Source organism: Chelatococcus sp. HY11 (assembly GCF_018398335.1).
Lineage (GTDB): Bacteria > Pseudomonadota > Alphaproteobacteria > Rhizobiales > Beijerinckiaceae > Chelatococcus.
Window position 1 is genome coordinate 4,282,157 of the sequence record NZ_JAHBRX010000001.1, and the last position, 16,927, is coordinate 4,299,083.

The following is a 16,927-nucleotide window of genomic DNA, read 5'->3' on the forward strand; positions in this document are numbered from 1 at the left end:
GAGATCCTTGATGGAGAGGTTACCGGGGGAGCCCGGAAATGAATGGCCAGATCTTGCCGATCAGCCACAGGAAGCCGGACGTTGCCGTGCCCGCGAGGCCACCGACGACGACGAAGACACGCCATCCGCCCTTGGCCTGGGTCATGATGTCTTTGATCTCTGTCACGTCCTTCCGCAGGGCTTCGACGTTCGTCTTCACCTCGGCAACGTCGGTCTTGAGGTTGGCAACGCGCTCTTCCAATGTGGCCAGCCTTTCGCCGGTAGTGCGGGCTGTGCTCATCGCCACCCCTCCCGGAGCGCATCGTCACGGGCGATCAGCCGGAGGCCGCAGCGCTGTTGTGAACCGGATCGAGCCCGGTCAATCTTCCAAAAGCGTTCGGTGTCTTCGACCGACAGCGCACGGTCGGGGATCTCGAAGACACCGACGAAACAGTGACGGATGTCGAGCGGGATATCGGGAAGCTTGGGAGCCTCGGCAGGCGGTGGCGCCATTTCACGGGCGGTGGTGCACCCAGCCAAGACTATGATGATGGGAAGGACGAGGATCTGCCGCATCAGCGCACCCCTCGGATACGGCGGACAACATCGTCAGGCAGGGCTGGCGCGTCGTTCGCCGGGGTCGCCTCGATCGCGGCGCGGTTGGTCTCCTCGATGCTGTCCTGAGCGTCTTTCAGCTGCGCATCGGCGGCATCGGCCCTCGCGATCGCCGCGTTGCGCTCGATGACGAGTTCAGCCTGACGGGCGCGCCATACGGCCCGCTCTGTCGCCACGCCGTCGTGATAGCGCAATGCGCCATAGCCCCAGATGCCGCCGGCCGCGAGGATCGCCAGCACGAGATAGATCGCGATCGGGGGCACGCCGATGGCCGAAGCGACAGCGTTCATTTCAGGCTCTCCAGGCACAGCTCCAGCTCACCCATGCGAGCCGCGTCGCCGTATTCGCGCCGGTTCTTCAGACCGGCGATCACCTTGCCGCCGGCCCGGTTGAACCAGGTCATGGCATGACAGGAGCCCCGGAAATCGCCGGCCCGCGCGCGCTTGGCTGCCGTCGATGAGCAAGCCGCACCGACGCCGATGTTGTAGGTTTCATCCAGCATCGCGCCCTGCCAGCCGAGCGGGGCATCGTCGAAGCCGGGGATGCAGCGGGCGAGCGGCTTGTGGAAGTCGTTCTCCAGCCGAGACAGGAGCATCGCCTTGCACTCGGCGTCGGTCTTCACCATGCCGGGCTTCACGTTGAGCGTTTCGCCCGTGCAGATGGTCCAGACGCCTCCGAGCCTATCCCAATAGGCGGTGTTGACGGTGCCTTCCCACGGCTCGGTCAGGTAGGTTGCCGTCATGGCGATGAGGCCAAGCGCGGCCCCCGCTGCCAGGGCCTTGCGGGCACGAGCGCTCATTGTTTCTCTCCCGACACGGAATTTTGCGCGACGATGCGCGCGACGAAGGCGCCGCAAACGGTCAGCGCGCACAGGCTGGCGAACACGCCGCGATGGATGGGCAGGATCTCTTGCAGGAGCGGAAGCGCGACCTCGGCACCGGACAGAGCGCCGGCGAGGATCAGCAGGCGGATGCTCCAGGCGTAGCGCAGGACCTCTCGCCAGTTGGGGACGAGCCTCACCGGTCTTCGCCTTCAACGACGTATTTCGTGCCGTAAGCGACACCAGCCCAATAGTTGCCCTCGCGAGACGCACAAGCGCTCAAGGCCGCGGCGACGAGCACCACGATCAGCAGCAGTTTCATTGATGTCTCCGAAGGCTATTCCCGCATGCGGCACGGGCGATCAATCCGTGACAGGCGCGAAGATCGTCTCTGCCTCAAGCAGGGCGTACGGCAGATCACGCAGATAGGCGACCATTGCCGCCGCATTGGCGATGTAGGCCGGATCGTCGATGATGCGCTTCGGCGCCACGAACTTGCCGACGAGTTCAACGACCGCGCCCGCCTCGAATTCGACCGCATCCGGGTTCAGGTTGATCCCGACGCCCGGCGATGCCGTGTCGATCGCACGCGGGGCGATATAGACCGGGGGAATGCTGGTCGGGTTACTCAGCGCTTCGAGGGCGACCTTCTGCGCGGCGGTGATGATGAATTTGTTCTCGACGCTCATGCTGCGACAGCCTTTATCTTTGTGATGTAGTTCTGGATGACGGTGTTCAGATTGGCTTCCTTGCCGACCATCGAAGCCCCGAACATTGCGAAGGCCACGCGGCGCGTGCTGAAGGTCGAAGGCGATCTGCCGCCGATGCGAAACTCTCCGGTGGGGCGGCCGGCAGCCGAGACGGTGGCTTCCGCCATCTGGACGCCATCGCGCCAGATCCGTTCGGTCGTGGCGTCGATGCGGGAGATCCCCGAAAGTCCGGCCGATGACGCGACAACAGCGAGCGTGGTCGCGCCGCTGACCCGGTTGAGCTGCCCGCCCATGGAGCCCGTGGCGCCACGCGGAATGCAGAAGGCGGAAAAAGTCTCACCGGCCCCGACATCCGGCACGGACGCGGCTACGTCTGTGTCTGTATAGGACCAGATACTGGCGTCGTTGACGGTCCATTTGACGCCGTCAACAGACGGCCGGCGGCCTGTGCCCACGTAACTGGACGTGCCGTTGCCGGTCCACCCGTATCGGTCAGTCCACGTCGGAGAGTTCGACAAGGCGAAGATCTTCGACGCTTCGGGGTTCTTCAGGTCCGTGACGCCATGGATCATGTTGGTGGCGCCCGTCGGGGCGATCAGATCCGCGTCCGGCCAAATGCCAAAATCCTGGAAGGCAACGATCGTCTCGTTGAGGAGAGACTTCACGGCAGCGGATGGAGCAGCCCCGACGCCGTCCCAAAAGTCAAAGACCGCTTTGGCTCGCGCGTCATAGCTCGGCGGCGTCCAGAGACGGGGGCGCCGCGCCAGCCCGAGCCCGGTTGAGAGCGCGAGGCCGGCCATCAGTCGAGCGCCTTGACCGCGATCTTGTGCCCAGCCGGCACCAGGAGGTCGATCGAGCTTCCAGCCAGCAGCACGCGGCGCGGCGCATTCGACGGGTTCGGCGTGCCTGTGCCGCTCGTCAGCCACACGTCCACGTCGGTGGTGACGCGGGCGATATTCTGGTCTTGCCCGTTGACGGTCATGCCACCCGGCGCGGCAGCGGAGACGGCCGCCGTTCCCGAGACCGCAAGCTTCTCCGAGGCAACAGGGGCCGCATGGTGCAGCCCCTGCGAGATAGCCGGCGACGCGGCCGAACCGAATTCGACATAAACCGTGGCCATGCGGCCCTCCTGAATTGAAAAAGCCGCCTCGGAGGGCGGCGGGTGAGCGGTTCTTGAGGGAGAAATCAGGCCGGGGTGCGAAGCAGCGGTCGGTGGATCACCACTCTTCCAAGCTTAGTATACCGCGAACCGCTGTCGAAGACGGTGTTGTCCTTGCGGTCCATGGGCCGGTTGGGTCTGTGGCGGTGAGTATTCCACTCGTCGTGGAAGCGACATACAGCCCCAGCGCGGCATTGTAGACTACCTTATTGATGGCATCCGATGTCCCGCTAGTTCGCTGCGTCCAGGTTCCGGTTGGATCCGTAGCGGTCGCAATTTTCCCGGCATTGCCGACCGCAACCCAATAGGATGCGCCCTTGCAAATGCCGTTGATGTTGTCCGATCCGAATGACGATGTGCGGGAAGTCCACGCGCCAGTCGGCGACGTCGCGGTGCGCATGTCGCCCGAGACACCGGCCGCGACATAGAGCCCATCGTCACCTTTCGCGACGTCATTCATCGTGTATGTTCCAGATAGCCGATTTGTCCACGTCCCTGAAGCCGTCGAGGCCGTGTATATCGCGTTCTGACCAGCCGCTATAAAAACGGTTCCATCATGAATAACCTTTCGGGCATTGACGGTTGATATTGCTGTCCACGGTCCTGACAGAGCGGTAGCCCTCTGAGAACCGCTACCTGCTTGAGAAAAAATGACGTTCTCAGTCGCTGAGAATGCGCCACTACCTGCTGCCGTGCCAGGAACCGTGCCCCCAGTCCACCCGGCCATTGGGTCGTTCGTGTAGAGATACGAATTGACGTTAGAATTCTCGCCCGCCAGGAAACAGGGAGTTCCGGACAGCGAGCCAACCGCATACCACGAATAGTTGCTCGGGACTGTAAATCCGGTATTCGTCGTCCAGGTGATGCCGTCGCGCGAATAGATCATGCGATAAACGCCGCCGACGAACCCGCTTATCATTAGGAGGGGCTTTTTTGCGGATGCGAAAACGTATGGGTTGATGATCAGGCTCATGATTGGTTACCGATCAGTTCGACGATGAGGCCGGCCGCCGTGCCGTTGCCAATCTGGTCGATGTCGATCGTTACCTCGTCGTCAGCGAGGAAGGCGGCGGAGGATATGACGGCGGGCGTCGCGGCCGTGGCAGACGTCTTCTCGGTGTTGTCGATGGTGAGCTTCGTCGAAATGACGGAGGTGCCGTTCTTGTTGATGTCGACGGTGAAGATGCTGCCGGATGCCTGCGCGGTGAGAAGCGAGGCTTTGACGGCCGTGAGGGTGAAGGCATAGGGCAGCCGGAAATAGGCCTTGCCGGTGCCGGTGGTGAGCGACGTGGTGAGGTCGCTGCAGGCGAGGATGAAGGCCTCGGGCTTGGCAGCGATCGCGTCGGCCTGCGCGGCGGATACCGGCTTGTTGGCATCCGACGTGTTGTCGACATCGCCGAGGCCGACATCAGCCTTGGCGAGGCCCGTTGGCGAAATGATCTCCGGGCTGGTCAATGTCTTGTTGGTCAGCGTCTGCGTGTCGGTGGTGCCAACAATCGCGCCGGAAGGGAGAGCCTTGCCGCTGTCCTGAATGCTCTTCCCGGAGCTGTTCGAAAAGCTCGCGGCATTCCCCGATGTGGATGAGGCCGGGCCAATCACCGCACCGTCGAGATTGGTCTGCACCACCTGCCAATTCGCGCCAACAGAGGCGTGCGTGCCCGCGCTCGATCCATCGACGAAGCAGAACACCATGTCGCCGACTTCGACGACGGGGCCGGAGCCGCCGCCGATGCGGCCCGCCGTCGTGATGCGATAGGTGTCGCCTGCATTGGCCGCCGGATAGTTCGGGTTGGTCGAGGCGCTGATGCCGCCCTTCATCGACGCGAAGTCCGCGCCGGCCAGGAGGTTATTGATATAGGCCTTGATGGCCTTCTGTGTGGCAAGGCGGGTATCGCTGTCGGCCGCCAGCGTGTTGTCAGCGTCGATGACGCCGGATGCAAAATGCGAGGTCGCGATGCCGCTGATCGTGTTGTTGGCGAAATTGATGACCTTGTTCGTCAGCGTGGCAGTGGCCGACCATTTCGTGCTGTCGGACGTATTGTCGACATTGCCGAGGCCAACGTCACCCTTCGTCAGGGTGAGCGCCGCCTTGAGCGCAGCATAATCCGCAAGGCCGCCGAGCGTCCGGCCGAAGGAGGTCAGGTTATATTCGGCGACGACCCCCGCGCCCGTTGCGTAAAAGCCCTTGTTCGCAGCCGTCGCCAGCGCGGCGATTGAGGTGAGCGTCGCGGAAGCAGCCTGGACGTCGGTGCCGATCTCCAGATTGAGCGCCGCCTTCCAAGCCGCCTCATTGGCCCCGCCCAAGAGCGATGCGGAATAGGAGCTGAAGGCGCCGCCGCTTTCGAGGACCTTTCCTGTCTCGTCGGCAAAGACAGCGATATCACCTGCGGCAACGGCGCCGGAGGTCGTGACATCACCCGAGCCTGCGCCGGGCGGACCGGCATCGCCTGTCCGCGCGAAGCTGAAGGCCAGCTTGGCGCCGTTCGTCGGCGTACCGCTGCCGGTGACATAGGCAACCGGCACCTTGCGATAGCCGGTGCCGTCGACGACCGCGCCCGTCACCCGGTAATCGGCGAAGGTCGTCGGGGCGTCGACCATCGCCAGGCGGATGGTGCCCTTGTTGCCAGAGGTCGTCGAATCGTCGAGGGCATCGAGCCAGGCGGTGACGGTGGCGCCGCCGGCATCGAGATTGTCGAAATAGATGAAGGTGGCGGAGGCAGGCGTTGCGTGGTTGAGCCGCACATTGCCATTGCCTGGATCGGCATCGGTCGTGGTGGTGGAGAAGTTCCAGGAAGCGGCGATCACGGGACCGGCCGGGCCAACAGCGCCCTGGGGAATGGCGAAATTGAGGAGCGCTTCGCCCGACGTTCCCACATTGGTGACGGTCGGCGTTGATCCGGCGGGTAGGCCCGACACGGCACCGATCTCGATCGTCGCGGCGGCGCCGGGGTCTCCCGCCGGGATCTTGAAATTGAGGGTTGCCGCCTGCGACGTACCGACATTGACGACGGTCGCCGGCTCGCCAGCCGCCACGGTTTCCACCGCCCCGACTTCAACGGTGGCAGCCGTGCCACGCAAGCTGGCACCCGCCCCCCATGTGCCGGAGGTCTTTGGCCCAAAAATCTTCAGGGCTGCAGTGTCGATATAGAAGTCGCCATCTGCGCCTAGGCCGCCGCCGGGATCGCCGGTGCCGGAATGGATGGTTTTCCCATCGGCGCCCTTGATGCTGCGGCTGCTCCCCCACGCGCCTGCTGACTTGGGGCCGTAGATCGTATTGGCGCCAGTATCGATGTACCAATCACCATCGACGCCAAGCCCTGACGAAGGCGCGCCTGTCCCAGACCTTACTGTGTTGCCAGCGGGGCCAACGAGGCTTCTTGCCGCCCCCCACGCGCCGGCAGTCTTCGGGCCGTAAATGGCGTTGGCCGTTGTGTCGATGTAAAAATCACCATCGATGCCGTCGCCGCTTTCGGGGGCACCCGAGCCGCCCAGAATGGTGTTGCCATCAGCGCCAGGCTCACCCTCGCCCGCCGGTCCAGACAGGTAGATCGTCCAGTCCGCAGCCGAGCCCGAGCCGATCGCCGCGCTCACATCGACGGTCAGCGACGTGCCAGAATAGGACGTGATCTGGCCGGACATCTGCCGTGTGGTCGGGTTCGCCGCCGAGACGATCTGCACATAGCGCCCGACATTGAACGACTTGCCGGCCTGCGTGACAAAGGACTTCGAGCCGGTGCCGATCGCGGTCGACGTGGTCGACGTGCCCGTGAGATTTGCCGCCGCATTGATGGCGAGCAAGGCTTCGGCCGCGATGGCGTTGGCGACGACCCCCATGTCATTGCCGGTCTGGGGAAAGACCGTCTGATGGTTGAAGCCGTTGAAATTCGCCGGAATGAGCGCGATAAGCCGCGCCACCGCAGCGAGTGCGGTCGAATCAAGAGCCATAAGGAGGCCTCCGGTCTAGATGAGTTCTTTGAGTTCGAAGGAGGTCCCGCCGCGCTGATAAGTGTTCTGCGAGAGGCCGCCAATGGAGCGCAGCCGGCCCAAGAAGGAGCGGCGCTGAATGAATGCGTCGGCCGGGTCCGGGATCACGAAGACCTCGCGGTCATCGCCCGCCATCCGCATCATGCGATAAGCGGATGAGTACATCTCAGCATCGGGAAGGTGATCGAGGTTGAACGAAAATACTCGCACAGCCGGACCGAGCCGGCTGGAATATTCGGCGCCCGAGATCGACTTTTCGCGGATGACGTTGGGCTCGAAGGTCAGGCCGTTATTGCCGTATTGGTAGTTGATGGACGGCTCCCACCAATCGGCCATGAACAGGCGGCCCGCCTCGAAATAGCCGGCCGCATTGCCGGTGTCGTCGATCTCGAGCTGCCAGAATTGCGCGGTCACCTGCTCGTCAAAGACATGGATGATCCAGGGCCTGACTTCCGGGTCATCGTTCTCGGTGCCGGCACCGCCCAGCCACCAGTTGAAGGTTTCCCAAGGCAGGGTCAGCGATGAGACCGAGCGGCCTATCCACCCGGTGTCGAAGATCAGCGTGGAGTAGCCGGAGTTGGAATAGCCGCGGATGCGGTATTGCATGCCGCCTGAGCCGTTGTGAGGCCCGAGCAGAAACACCCGTTGCGCGATGGGAGTGGAAAATCCGATACGGAAACGGGTGCTGGTCAGATTGAGATTTGTCGAGCGGGCGCGCTTGAACAGCTGGCTGTTCTGGAGATTGGCAAGCGGCAGGCCGGCGGTCCATGAGCCGTAGCCAGCCGCGATGGCGCCGCCATCGGACAACGCATTGTAAAGCAGCATGATTCTGTTATCGGCCATGGCGCCCTAACCGCAGAGATAGATGCAGGCGACGAGCTTGACCTCGTCGGGATCGGCGAACGTCACGGCCTCGCGAATGCGGGCCACGGTGTAGTTGGTGACGAGCTGGACGGACTGGCCACCGAGATCAAAATCCGGCTGCCGCATGCCGACGCCCGGCATCGTCGATGTGCAGGCGAGATCGCCCAAGGCAAGATCGCCACCCCGGCCGCAGACCAGTACCTGGCCCTCGCCGAGGCCGTTGATCACGACGCCGTCGAAGCGGGCTGCCCAGTCCGCGCGCTTCGCCTTGCTCTGCTTCCAGGCCTCGCGGTGCTTTCTCAGCGCCAAAGCGCCGCTGCCAAGGCGCTGTTGCAGGCTAACCGCCCCGTCGAACTTCATCGGCGGGACGTCGGATCCATCGACTACGGCGTGCAGAGAAGCCTCATCGAGAGCGTGCCGACGCGTCAGAACGCCAATTGCCGCCGGGTCCATCGCCTTGCTTGCGAGCGCGACCGACGTGACGGTGTCGTCGACGCCGCGCCGGTCAATCACATCGAGGTCGACCAGGATTGACCCAAGCGGGATATCGGGCGCGTTCTTGCTGATGAAGCCAGGATGCGAACCGGTAAACGGCCCAACCGTGCCGCTCTCGCAGAAGACCGCGTAGCCACCGGACGCGGGCGGCAACCCGAGCAGCGCCGAGCCGCCCGCAGGGCCGGTAATCGGAATGCTGTTGAAGCGCGCGCCGTGCGACTGCGGCCCCGTGCCGAGATTGGTGCCATAAATGGCCGCCTCGCCATTCGCCCCGGTCTGGTTGATCTTCACCGAAGAGACGTTGGGAGCGACGGTCGAGTTGAAGGTGATGCCGGGCTCGACGAGGGTGCCATCGGTCGCCTGGATGCGAATGCGCGTGCCATTGAGACTGCCACCGTTGATGAGCGGCGCTGTCATCGTGATCGTTGCCGTGACGACGCCCGCTGTCAGCTTCGCCGCGGACATAGTGACCACCTTGGCGTCGGTCACCTGAAGGTTGTCGATGTTGCCGGTTTTAACCGCGAGGGCCTGGATGTGGGCTGAACCAACGGCGAGATTCGCGATCTTCTGCGCGGTCGCCGCGCCATCCTGCAGCTGCGGCGTACCGACCGAATTCGGCGGCGGCACCTGATTGCTGGTCGTCGCCACGACGCCGTCAGTGGGCGAAAACGGATACCATTCACCGACCAGCGGCGGGCTGTTGTTGTCGATCGCCCGGAACCAGTAATACCAGGTCTCGGACACGCCGAGATTGCCATGCACGAAGGTGCCGATCGTGTCGCCGACCTTGGTCGCGGTGGCGCGGTTGTTGGTCTTGGAGGCGTAAATTTCCACCTTCTGCAAGGCCATGTAAGGCAAGCACTCATTCCCACCGCCACCGCTCGTGGTGACGATCAGTAGGATCTGGCCAGCCCCGCCGGACTTGACGACCGACGCGATGGTGATTGCGCTATCTGCCATGAGGGTCAGCCGAACAGATCGAGGGTGACGATGTTCTCGGCGCGGCTCTCATCGCGTCCGATCACGCGCATGGGGCGCCCGGCCGCATAGCCGAAGCGCGGCACCTGCACGGTGACGGTGTCGTTGAGCTTGATGCCGGCGGCCCGCTCAGCCCACAGCACGACCTTCACCCGGTCACGCCTGACCTTGTAGAGCGAGAGCAGCCGCGTCGCCTCGACAAGCGCGTCGGTCGGCTGCGTGAAGCATGTCTCGATCGTCAGCTCGCCCGCGTTCTTGTACTTGGTCTTGATCGCGGCATCTTCCGCCTTCCGCTCCCGCCATTCCGTGGCGAGATAGGCCTTGTAGTCTTCATTCTGCTGCGTGCACTTCGCGACCTCGGAGCCCGACAACGGCGTGTAATTCCGCTTGTAGCGAGCGACGACGCGCCAGACGGGCACGCCCCGGCCCGCATCATTCGTGACCTCGAAGGTCATATTCTCCGGCCGGATGATGTCATCCATCGTGATGGTGGTGACCGGCGTTCCCGGCGCCTCGAAGCGACCGACCTCCAGCACGCCATTGGCATTCGGCGCGATCCAGGCGCCGACCGAGTTCAGCACTTGCTGTACGGCGTCCAGGATATGCTGATCACTGTCGATCCAGACGCCGCATTCGGACAGGCTGAGACTGCTCAGCGCCGCAAGGCTCGCCTCGGAATAATCCGCCGTGGTGAGGCCAGCGCGCTGAAGCATCTTACGGACGATGGCGGCGGCATTACGCTCGTACCATTGCACGCCCTCCTGCACGTCGGCGGTGAGCTGGAACGCGGACCGCGTGATGCGGAAAAGCCCGAGGCTGAAACAGGTCGCATAGCGGCCCGGCAGGACAGTCGCGGCGATGAGGGCGGCGAGCGAGGTGTAGTTGCCGACCTGCGTGAGCGGGGAGCCCCCGTCAAAGACGTCGATGTCGTTGACGGCGTTGTCCGCCACCTGGAACACGCCATCGAACGGGTTCGCGGCATAGGGCCGGATGCCATAGACCTTGCCGAAGACGAGCGGCTTCGGCTGGTCGCGCAGATCTTCCGTGCCCTCGGCGGTGTTGCCGGCGCCCAACGTCGTCCCGGCATAGCGGTTGACCTGCAACGGCCGGTCAAGGGTCAGCCGGTTGTCGAAGATCCGCACCCGCAGCGTCTTCCAGGCGTCCGTCGTGTCGATCGTCTCGATCGTGCCCTTGAACACCGTCACCGCCGACGAGAAGGACGAAGCGACGCTCGCGAGCTGCTTGATCTCGATGCGGCGACCGTCGAAGCCATAGTCAAACCACGCATCGAGCCCACCATCGGCATTGGCGAGGATGAGATCGCCGAAGCCGATGGAGGCGCTGCCGCCGGTCTGCCCCGCGTTGTAGAGATTGGCGGAGAAGGAGCCGGGGTCGACGATGCGCGGTTCATAGATGGTGTTGGCCGGGCTGTCGGACGGGCTGGTGATGTAGGCTTCTGTCGCGAAGCGAAACGTCAGCAGCGCCGCCCCGTTATGGGCGTCGATCTCGACGAGATAGAGCATGGAGGGTGAGCCTATCCGTTGGTGCCGGTGCGGCGCGCGATCTGCGCCGTTGAAGCCGTGCGAGTGTCTGCCTTCACCGCGCTGGTATTCTCGACAACGGCCGCGGCAACCGCCTGATGGCCTCGCGCGGAGACGGCAATCAACTGCTCGACGAGTGCCCTGAGCGCCCGGATTTCCTCCTTCGCGCTGTCGTCATTGGCCGGCGCGCGGCCGGAGCGCATCGCCTCGAGCACGGGGAGGTTCGCCCGCGTCTGATGCGCCGGCATGACATATTCACCACCCGCGAGCGCGATATTGCCGCCGCCGGCGTAACGCGCGATGACGCTGTCGACATCAAAGATGCCGTTGCCGATGAGGCCGCCCCGCGCGTAGGCCCCGACGATGCCGCCGAACCGCATGGCGCCGGCCGCCTTCGCATCGGCGAAGGCCTGGTCGAGCTGCGACGTCGAGAGATCCGACTTCACCCAGAAATCAAGGCCCGCCTGATCGGGCTGGCGGCCGAAGTATTTCTGGTAGAGCGAGGTCACATAGGCCGTGCGCTGGTCGGGCGTGCCCGTACCGTTGCCGATCTGGGCAGCCTGCGCCGCGGCCAAGGCGGCAACCGCCGCGTTCAGCTTCTCGATGCCCGCCGCCACCGTCAGCACGCTGTCGTTGACCGTGAGGAGGCCGCTGACCTGCGCGTCGAGCGCTGAGAGCTGCGCCCGGGCGATATCGAGTTCCGATTGCGCCTTGCTGCCGACCGCCTCAAGGGTCGACTGCACTTCCTCGAAGATCCGGGCATAGACCTCGTTGAAGCCGTAATAGGCCTTCGATTCCTCCAGATACCGGCGCGCCGCGTCGGCGAGCTGGTCCATCGCCGACTGATCGCCCGCCATGGCCTTGGCCGCCAGCTCCTGGAAGGTGGCCTGAGCTTCCTGCTGCTGCTGGCGATCGTTATAGGGCGACAGGCTGTCGTCGGAACGCAGGTCGGTGCGCAGCTTGCGGATCGATGAGGTGAAGGCCTCCAGCCGCGAGATCGTGGCGTTGATGGTGGAGGCCTGCTGCTCATAGGCCCGCTGGAGATCGGCGCGGGCATCATCAACGGCCCGCTGGGCTTCATCCACCTTCTGCTGCGCCGCGCGGGCCGCCTGTTCGGCCGCCTGCTGCTCAGCCGCTTTCGCCTTGGCCGCGAAGTCATTGACGATCTTGACGCGCTCGGCGGCGAGGGCAAGCTCGAGATCGGTGATGGCCTGTCCGCCGGCCTTCATCTCCGCTTCACGCTCACGCTGCGCCTGGCGGTCGAAGGCCTTCAGCGCACCTTCCAGCGTGCTGTTGTCGTTGGCCGCGTTGAAGATGCGATCGTAGTAGCCCTGCTGGCGCTGGGCGATGGCGGCGAGGTCGTTGCCCATGTCGGCAAGCGCCTGCGAAAACTCCTTCACGACGCCGGCCAGTTCGGGGAACTGCTGCACGAGGGCGTTGAACGCATCGCCCGCGAGTTCGGCACCATTGACGATCTGCTGGGCTTCGGCCGCGAAGACCTTGGCCGCGAGGGCGCCATCGAGCCCGAGGGCGGCCGAATCCGCTAGATCCTTGCGGTACTGCGCAATCTGATCGCTGATCTCATTGATATAACCGCGATCGCTCGCCTCATTGAGCCGGCGCTCAAGGCCATCGGTGAAGGCATCACGCAACCGGTCCATGGCGTTCTGCACGCGATACTCGATCTGCCAGGCCGTGTCATAAGCGGACATGCCGAGTTCTTGCAGCACCTTCGACAGGCCAGCGGCCGTGCCGTTGATCGACTGGATGGACTGCTGCACTTCCGTGAGCGTCTTCGCCTGGTCGAGCATGGACAGGGCATATTCGAAGGAAGCCTCGCGCGCGGCCTGCACTTCCGCAGTGCCGTCACCGAACACAGTTTTCGCGTCGGCAATGAACGACTTGGCGCTCTGCCCGAACTGCTTCACTGCGTCGGATGCTTGCTTGAACGGGCCTTGAGCGCCAAGCCCAGCGCGCAGCTCCTCAATCGTGCCGGTGAAGTCCGCGCGAAACTCATCCTTCATCCGGGCGACGAAGGTGTTGTAATCCTTCTGAAGGGCGATCAGCTCATCGACATGACCCGCGTTGACGAGGATAGGGCCAAGCTCGTTGAGCTTGTCGATACCGCCCTGGATCTGCTGCTGGATGTTACCAAGGTCGTCACCGCGAAACAGTCTGCCTAATTCAGCAACTTGCGGCTTAGCATTGTCATAGTTTTCCTGTGCCTGACGCTGGAGTTCTTCCTTCTGTTGCTTTCGAGCCGATTGGCCACCAAGAAAGCCGAGGCCACCACCGATGACAGCCCCAACCGCCATACCAATCGGGCCGAAGGTGGCTCCGGCAATTGCGCCGCTGATCACGCCGGTCAACGCGCCCATCGTAGGGGACCCAGACGACAGCCCCCCACCGTAGGCCGCAGCTGCGGCGGCTAATGCCGTCACCCCGCCCGCCATTGTCTTTCCAGACGCACCGAACAGCCCGCCGCCTTCGCTGGCCATTTGTTCCTGCGTGCGTGGCCCAACAAAATCCTTCAGACCATTAGTGGTGCCTTTTGCGACGGCATCACGGAAGAACTTAACATCGCTTCCCATGAGAGCGCCGAACAGCCCACCCGTCGATTTACCGTCCGAGCTTGCCATGCCAGTAAGGCCCGCGAGCGGCCCCTTGCCCGTGAACAGCGCATCGAGTGCAGCCGACTGAAAAGCTTGGCCAAGTGATTTCAGCGCGTCGGCGAAGCTCCCAGATGCATCCAGAAGATCCTTTGCGACGTCGCGAAGCCCATCGAGGGAAAACTCTTGCGCCTCCAATTCTTCACGGGCGGCCTTGGCTGCGGCTTGTAGTTCGGCCATGCGCTCAGCTTGTTGACGTACGGCTGCTGACATTGCGTCCGTCACCTGGACGCCATCCCGCTGAGCGGCCTTCATCAACTCATATTGCATGCGGAGATCCAGAACTTCGGCCGATGTCTTGCCGTAGCCCTTCGCCTCCATTTCCATCTGTTCGATCCGCGCTTCGTTGCGGGCCATCAGATCTTTGACAGCGTGATCCTCGTCCTTCTTCGCCTTCGACGCTGCGTTTACCGCCTGCTGGCGAGCCAGGGCGCCAGCACGCTCAATTCTTGCCTGCTTATCCAGCGCTCCAACAGTTTCGCCGATCAGATCCAGCCGCGCTTGCTCCTGAGCAGCGGCGGCTTTTTCGGCTGGCGTCTTCGCCTGAAGGGCCTTCAGCCTCGCTTCGTCCTTCTGGCGGAGCACATCCTCTTGCGTGATGATCTTGCCGTTGGCCATCTCCATGGACTTATAGGCTTGGGTGACCATATCGAGAGACCGCTTGGTCTTCTCCAGGTCAGTCACCCGGTTGGCGCCAAGACCGTTCACCGTCGTGTCGAAGCGATCGAACTGACCGTTGGCGGTGTCGACTTGCTTTTGCAAATCAGCGGCCTGAGCCTTAAGCGTGCGATACTTGGCTCCCATCGGGTCGAGGCCATCATTGATCTTGTCGACCTCAAGCGACAGCCTCGCAGCGCCCTGCGCCGCCTGGCCGAACGCAGCTTTGAAGTTGTCGCCTGCAATGGATTTCTGAAGGTCGAGGATCTGACCGTCTAACTGCTTCAGCTCGTTTGAGAATTTGCCACCACTTAGGTTATCCCAGAAGGAATCGTAGGAGCCGACCTTCTGCCGACGCTCAAGAAGCACGGCCAACTGCTGAGCCTTCGGTGCCGCCGAGATGGCCTGACCGATCCAGGCGAACGCATTGCTCGCGGCCTTCGCGACGGTGTCCCATGCTCCAGCGAGACCGGTGGTGGACACGGCCGCACCGTCAATTGCCGGGCGCAACGCATCGATGAGAACTTTCTGGGCTCCGATTTGATCGTTCTGGTCGACCAGCGAACGAATGTGATCGCGGGTCTTGCCATCGAGGAAGCCCAACGTCTCGTTCAGCTTGTCAGCGCCTGCGAGGGGGTCTGAGAAGGCTCGGGACAGCTCAGCAGCAGCGTCTCCAGCCGCGAGCCCAACCGTCTTTCCAAACCGCTCGGTGATGCCGATCAGGTCATCGAAGTTGCTGAGGCCGATCTTGCCGGTCTTGGCGAATTCAGCGGCCATCGAGCGCGCGGCGGACACCGTGATGTTGCCGGCCTTCGCTCCTGCCTCAGCCATGCGATTTAGATCGTCGACGGTCGCCCCCGTCGCCGCGCCCACGCCCTTCAGTGACTGCTGAAGCGCAGACTGACCGTCGTTGAATGACTTGTAGGCGAGGAGCGCGGTGGCGCCGAGCGCTACGAAGGCCGCGCCAGCGGCCGTCACCGGCGTGATGAGCGCGCCGATAGCGCTTCCGATGCCCTTCACAGCGCCTGACACGCCAGTCTGACCGAGGATCTGGGCGATCTGCCCGCCTTGGCTCGCCAAGACCTGAAACGGGCTTGCTCCCATGGCGAGCATCGTCGCGACGTCGTTCAGCTGATAGCCGAGGTTCTGGATATGGTGACCGGCGACCTTGCTCGTATCGCCTACCCTGACGATCCCCGTCGCGGCATTGTTGTTGGCCGCCTCCAGCGATTTCGACTGCCGGATGACATAGTCCTGCACGCGAGCATATTGCTCGGTTCGCTCTGCCGCCGTGCCCCGACCGCGATCCAGAAGGGCCTGCGCCTCGGCAACCTGCTTGGTCATCCGATATTCAGCGTCCAGGCGCCGCGCGAGGCGTTCAAGCGACTTCTCAGCCGACAGCGCCGTCCTGGACGTGTTCTCGGTAGCCGTCGCCATCTCGTCGCCGGTAGCGGCAACGCGGCCCTGCGCGTCGGCCATCTTGTTCAGGCCGGCAGTCGCCTGCTCGACGCCTTTCGTCGTGGCCTGGATATCGATGCGCTTGATCGCATTAACTTGCATGCTAACCTCGCCCATCGCCGCAATGTGCGGACTGAAGAAGTGCTTGGGGGGAAAATGAGAGTATTTGCCGCAATCGCGGGGGCACTATTGCTCGCCGGGTGTCAAACCGCTGGCCAGAGCGACGCGACCGTCAGCGACTGGAAGATTGAGCAGAAGCAAGACGAGATATCCGGCAAGGTTAGAACGAACATCTCGGCCACCACCGTGAAAGTCGATCTCACTTCGCACAGCGGCATACACGCAGCGGTGCTTGGCTTGTCGTGCACCAAAGGTGCGCCAAGCATCATGGTCTATTATGACTGGCCGGTTGGCACGACGAACAATGCGGCAATCTCTTACCGATTTGACGACGCGCCGGGCGTCGACGTGAAGAATTTCAGGATGATGAACTTGCAGGCGGTGGTCATCGACAACAAGGCTGAAGTCAGCAAGTTCTTATCCCAGCTGCCGACCGCTCGCACACTATACTTCCGCGTTTCGTCGCCAGTTGCGGGCCAGTCAAACGCGTTGTTCGGGGTGCGAGGCGGTTCTATGGCCCTTGACGCCCTGAATCAGGAGTGCAGCACAGGACCAGCTTAACGTCGGGCCTCGCTCGGCTGCTGCTTGTTGACCGCTGCGAGGTACACGGCGTCCATCAGCCGGATCGCACGCCGAAGGAGTTCAAAACCTTCGGCATCATCATACCCGTAGCGGGATGCATAGCTATCAATCGACGAGAAGGGGATAGGCCCGACGCCGAAGCCAACCGGCCTATCAGTGCCCAACTCGTTGAATGCCTCAAGAAGGTCGGCTTCGAGGAGATCGAGATCCGGCGGAAGCATGTGCTCCGGCACTGGCTGCCCGATCTTCTCGAAATTGGCGATCAGCGCCTCGCTATGACGGCTCCAGGCCTGCTG

17 protein-coding genes are annotated in these 16,927 nt (G+C 63.3%); 1 reads left to right on the plus strand and 16 read right to left on the minus strand.

Features of this window, described 5'->3' with window-relative positions; translation table 11 throughout:
* Positions 1–19: 19 nt before the first annotated feature.
* The 15 genes from KIO74_RS19485 to KIO74_RS19550 all read right to left on the minus strand — a co-directional run bounded on the left by KIO74_RS19485 (position 20) and on the right by KIO74_RS19550 (position 16,031).
* Positions 20–280 carry a hypothetical protein gene (locus KIO74_RS19485; RefSeq protein WP_213333442.1) on the minus strand — a complete coding sequence of 87 codons (261 nt, stop codon included), beginning with the start codon at positions 278–280 and terminating at the stop codon, positions 20–22.
* A complete protein-coding gene (locus KIO74_RS19490; RefSeq protein WP_213333448.1) occupies positions 277–555 on the minus strand; it encodes a hypothetical protein in 279 nt (92 codons plus the stop codon). Before KIO74_RS19490 ends, KIO74_RS19485 begins: the two co-directional genes overlap by 4 nt.
* On the minus strand, positions 555–884 hold the full coding sequence (locus KIO74_RS19495) for a hypothetical protein (protein WP_213333450.1): 330 nt from the start codon (positions 882–884) through the stop codon (positions 555–557). Before KIO74_RS19495 ends, KIO74_RS19490 begins: the two co-directional genes overlap by 1 nt.
* Complete coding sequence (locus KIO74_RS19500) at positions 881–1,393, minus strand: lysozyme (protein WP_213333456.1); 513 nt, start codon at positions 1,391–1,393, stop codon at positions 881–883. Before KIO74_RS19500 ends, KIO74_RS19495 begins: the two co-directional genes overlap by 4 nt.
* Positions 1,390–1,614 carry a DUF7940 domain-containing protein gene (locus tag KIO74_RS19505; RefSeq protein ID WP_213333462.1) on the minus strand — a complete coding sequence of 75 codons (225 nt, stop codon included), beginning with the start codon at positions 1,612–1,614 and terminating at the stop codon, positions 1,390–1,392. The genes KIO74_RS19500 and KIO74_RS19505 overlap by 4 nt, the downstream gene beginning before the upstream one ends.
* Positions 1,611–1,736 carry a hypothetical protein gene (locus KIO74_RS32275; RefSeq protein ID WP_283772134.1) on the minus strand — a complete coding sequence of 42 codons (126 nt, stop codon included), beginning with the start codon at positions 1,734–1,736 and terminating at the stop codon, positions 1,611–1,613. Before KIO74_RS32275 ends, KIO74_RS19505 begins: the two co-directional genes overlap by 4 nt.
* Positions 1,737–1,776: 40 nt before the next feature.
* Positions 1,777–2,103 carry a hypothetical protein gene (locus tag KIO74_RS19510; RefSeq protein WP_213333464.1) on the minus strand — a complete coding sequence of 109 codons (327 nt, stop codon included), beginning with the start codon at positions 2,101–2,103 and terminating at the stop codon, positions 1,777–1,779.
* The gene (locus tag KIO74_RS19515; protein WP_213329919.1) at positions 2,100–2,924 is read right to left on the minus strand and encodes a hypothetical protein; all 825 of its coding nucleotides are present in this window, start codon (positions 2,922–2,924) and stop codon (positions 2,100–2,102) included. Before KIO74_RS19515 ends, KIO74_RS19510 begins: the two co-directional genes overlap by 4 nt.
* Positions 2,924–3,244, minus strand: a complete 321-nt coding sequence (locus KIO74_RS19520) for a hypothetical protein (protein ID WP_213329917.1) — start codon at positions 3,242–3,244, stop codon at positions 2,924–2,926. The genes KIO74_RS19515 and KIO74_RS19520 overlap by 1 nt, the downstream gene beginning before the upstream one ends.
* Positions 3,245–3,341: 97 nt before the next feature.
* Positions 3,342–3,743, minus strand: a complete 402-nt coding sequence (locus tag KIO74_RS19525; RefSeq protein WP_213329915.1) for a hypothetical protein — start codon at positions 3,741–3,743, stop codon at positions 3,342–3,344.
* A 509-nt stretch (positions 3,744–4,252) separates the two neighbouring features.
* On the minus strand, positions 4,253–7,228 hold the full coding sequence (locus KIO74_RS19530; RefSeq protein WP_213333466.1) for a beta strand repeat-containing protein: 2,976 nt from the start codon (positions 7,226–7,228) through the stop codon (positions 4,253–4,255).
* A gap of 15 nt (positions 7,229–7,243) precedes the next feature.
* Positions 7,244–8,110 (minus strand): hypothetical protein, encoded by an 867-nt coding sequence (locus KIO74_RS19535; RefSeq protein WP_213333472.1) that lies wholly within the window; start codon positions 8,108–8,110, stop codon positions 7,244–7,246.
* Positions 8,111–8,116: 6 nt separating this feature from the next.
* Positions 8,117–9,586 (minus strand): phage tail protein, encoded by a 1,470-nt coding sequence (locus KIO74_RS19540; RefSeq protein WP_213333474.1) that lies wholly within the window; start codon positions 9,584–9,586, stop codon positions 8,117–8,119.
* Positions 9,587–9,591: 5 nt separating this feature from the next.
* Entirely contained in the window at positions 9,592–11,127 is a 1,536-nt protein-coding gene (locus KIO74_RS19545) for a hypothetical protein (RefSeq protein WP_213333481.1), read from the minus strand.
* A gap of 11 nt (positions 11,128–11,138) precedes the next feature.
* Positions 11,139–16,031, minus strand: a complete 4,893-nt coding sequence (locus tag KIO74_RS19550) for a phage tail length tape measure family protein (protein WP_213333483.1) — start codon at positions 16,029–16,031, stop codon at positions 11,139–11,141.
* 54 nt (positions 16,032–16,085) lie between these two features.
* Here KIO74_RS19550 and KIO74_RS19555 point away from each other — a divergent pair, with 54 nt between their 5' ends.
* A complete protein-coding gene (locus tag KIO74_RS19555) occupies positions 16,086–16,610 on the plus strand; it encodes a hypothetical protein (RefSeq protein ID WP_213333485.1) in 525 nt (174 codons plus the stop codon).
* On the opposite strand, the gene KIO74_RS19560 is transcribed toward KIO74_RS19555, so the two are convergent.
* The gene (locus KIO74_RS19560) at positions 16,607–16,897 is read right to left on the minus strand and encodes a phage tail assembly chaperone (RefSeq protein WP_502762121.1); all 291 of its coding nucleotides are present in this window, start codon (positions 16,895–16,897) and stop codon (positions 16,607–16,609) included. The genes KIO74_RS19555 and KIO74_RS19560 overlap by 4 nt on opposite strands.
* Positions 16,898–16,927 lie beyond the last annotated feature (30 nt).